Annotated in this window: 1 protein-coding gene; it reads left to right on the top strand. The window is 63.2% G+C overall.

What is annotated here, in order from left to right:
• Positions 1-247: hypothetical protein (locus tag EXE48_RS18325; RefSeq protein ID WP_137712182.1), on the top strand; the 247-nt coding region annotated here is incomplete at both ends.

The following is a 247-nucleotide window of genomic DNA, read 5'->3' as shown; positions in this document are numbered from 1 at the left end:
AAGCTAAAGAGCCTGTCACGGACGGCGCGGCTGAACGGGATCGAGAACGCGCACCCGGTGTACCGGTACCCGAGCGCGTACCTCGACGCGATCATCCACGTCGACGACGCAGAGATGTGGGCGCTCGGGTACCGGTACACCGGGTGCGCGTTCTCGATCCCGTTCAGCCGCGCCGTCCGTGACAGGCTCTTTAGCTTCTTGTGGAACGGCTTGAGGCTGTTCCCGTCAGATCCCTCGAAGTCCTTGT

The sequence above is a fragment of the Halorubrum sp. ASP1 genome, from assembly GCF_005435135.1.
In the GTDB taxonomy this organism is placed as follows: Archaea; Halobacteriota; Halobacteria; order Halobacteriales; family Haloferacaceae; genus Halorubrum; species Halorubrum tropicale.
Note: the sequence above shows the minus strand (reverse complement) of the source record. Positions and strands in the feature narration are given on the sequence as shown.